The organism is Sulfuricurvum sp. RIFOXYD12_FULL_44_77, assembly GCF_001830725.1.
GTDB classification, from domain to species: domain Bacteria; phylum Campylobacterota; class Campylobacteria; order Campylobacterales; family Sulfurimonadaceae; genus Sulfuricurvum; species Sulfuricurvum kujiense_A.
In genome coordinates, this window is sequence record NZ_MIBU01000127.1 from 1 (window position 1) to 1,566 (window position 1,566).

General features: G+C 42.4%; 5 protein-coding genes. 2 read left to right on the top strand and 3 right to left on the bottom strand.

What is annotated here, in order from left to right:
• Window positions 1-23 precede the first annotated feature (23 nt).
• Window positions 24-242, top strand: coding sequence for a translation initiation factor IF-1 (gene infA / locus A2517_RS05355; protein ID WP_294894879.1), 219 nt, complete (start codon window positions 24-26; stop codon window positions 240-242).
• 58 nt (window positions 243-300) lie between these two features.
• Window positions 301-930 (top strand): tetratricopeptide repeat protein, encoded by a 630-nt coding sequence (locus A2517_RS05360; RefSeq protein WP_294894881.1) that lies wholly within the window; start codon window positions 301-303, stop codon window positions 928-930.
• Window positions 931-935: 5 nt separating this feature from the next.
• Here the strand turns inward: A2517_RS05360 and A2517_RS05365 are convergent, their stop codons facing one another.
• The 3 genes from A2517_RS05365 to A2517_RS05375 are packed head-to-tail and all read right to left on the bottom strand — an operon-like array spanning window position 936 to window position 1,548.
• On the bottom strand, window positions 936-1,250 hold the full coding sequence (locus A2517_RS05365) for a pyrimidine/purine nucleoside phosphorylase (RefSeq protein WP_294894883.1): 315 nt from the start codon (window positions 1,248-1,250) through the stop codon (window positions 936-938).
• Window positions 1,251-1,277: 27 nt separating this feature from the next.
• Window positions 1,278-1,496, bottom strand: a complete 219-nt coding sequence (locus tag A2517_RS05370; protein WP_294894885.1) for a hypothetical protein — start codon at window positions 1,494-1,496, stop codon at window positions 1,278-1,280.
• Window positions 1,486-1,548 carry a hypothetical protein gene (locus A2517_RS05375; RefSeq protein WP_294894887.1) on the bottom strand — a complete coding sequence of 21 codons (63 nt, stop codon included), beginning with the start codon at window positions 1,546-1,548 and terminating at the stop codon, window positions 1,486-1,488. Before A2517_RS05375 ends, A2517_RS05370 begins: the two co-directional genes overlap by 11 nt.
• Window positions 1,549-1,566 lie beyond the last annotated feature (18 nt).

Consider the following 1,566-nt stretch of genomic DNA (forward strand, 5'->3'; position numbering starts at 1 on the left):
TATCAATCGCGTAAAGGAATAATATGGCAAAAGATGATGTCATTGAAGTAGACGGAAAGATTATTGAGGCACTACCGAATGCAACGTTTCGTGTTGAGTTGCCCAATGGTCATGTAATTTTGTGTCATATCGCAGGTAAGATGCGTATGCACTATATTAAAATTCTTCCCGGTGATACGGTGAAACTCGAACTGACTCCATACAGCTTGGACAAAGGGCGAATTACCTATCGCTACAAATAAATCATTTCCCCCTATGGGGAATGGTCAATAACTATTTTTTGATAAGGGACTTTCATTTATGAAAAAACAGTTATATCTACTGCTATTTCTTTTTTCTACACTCTTCGCATCCGAACCGGAACAATCATTTTGGGAAACCTATACCGCAGCACTCCGTGGAGACAAAGTTGCACAGTTTCAAGTCGGCGTTATTTATGAGCGCGGCATCGGGAGAGATGCAAATCAGACACAAGCAGCACAATGGTTTGAAAAATCAGCACGTCAAGGACACGTCGATGCGCAATACAATATCGCATTGATGTACGCATCGGGACGCGGCGTGAGTGAAGATGAAGGGGTCGCAATGATGTGGCTTGCACGTGCGGCGAAGCAGGGCGACCATGAAGCTCGTAAATTGTTGTTGAGTATCATAGACGGAGTATTGGATAAAAATCCTTTACCACAAACACAAGAGAACGGATCCTTGGATACGGTTGAGATAACACCGGTGACGATAGTCACAAAAGACGGGGCAAATGTATGCGAAAAGAGCAACAAATGCATAACATATAAAGCCAATACACCCTTTACATCAACAAGTAAGCGTGGAAATCTCTACAAGATAAGCGGAATCGTAACGAAAAAAGGGTGGAAGAGCTATCAAAAAGAGGGTTGGATTGATGAAAGTAGCGTCGAGGTTCGACGCTAAAGCACTTATTTGACGAAACTGCAGCAGTAGTCGCTGATCGTCTTAACTTTTAAATGAAAAGCACTGTTGGCAGGTACATCAAAGCTTTGCGGCCCTGTGACAGATACCCACGTGTCTGAACCCGGAAGCTGTACGTCCATCTCACCGCTCATAATCTCCATGATCTCAGCATCACCAGTGTTAAACGTGTATTCACCCGGTAACATGATTCCGAGAGTTTTGATTGTTCCGTCTTCGAAACGGAGTGTTCGGCTGGTAACTTTACCGTCGAAATAGATATTCGCTTTTTTATCAGCGGTTACATTGGTAAATTGTGACATAGTTTTCTCCTAAAAATAGTGGCGCAATTATAGCGGATTGATCTCTTTCTTGATCTTTTTCGGCAAGTGGGCAAAGGGAAAGTCGGAGACAATTTTGATCTCGTCTCCCTCTTTGATCTCCACTTCCAAATCCATAGATTCTCGTTTCATAGAAATTAGGGTGATCGTACGATCCCCTTCAACATACGAAATCTTGCGAGGACGAAGTTGAATAATGGCATTGTTTTTGAGTGGTCTATATCCCATAAATTCCGTTCTCCTGAACTGTTATTTTTTTGCTATCGACGAGTTGCGTCAAAGCACTTTTAAAATTCTT

Coding starts and splice junctions, on each gene's coding strand:
- A2517_RS05370 (WP_294894885.1), bottom strand. CDS start 1,496: ATGGGATATAGACCACTCAAAAACAATGCCATTATTCAACTTCGTCCT.
- infA (WP_294894879.1), top strand. CDS start 24: ATGGCAAAAGATGATGTCATTGAAGTAGACGGAAAGATTATTGAGGCA.
- A2517_RS05365 (WP_294894883.1), bottom strand. CDS start 1,250: ATGTCACAATTTACCAATGTAACCGCTGATAAAAAAGCGAATATCTAT.
- A2517_RS05360 (WP_294894881.1), top strand. CDS start 301: ATGAAAAAACAGTTATATCTACTGCTATTTCTTTTTTCTACACTCTTC.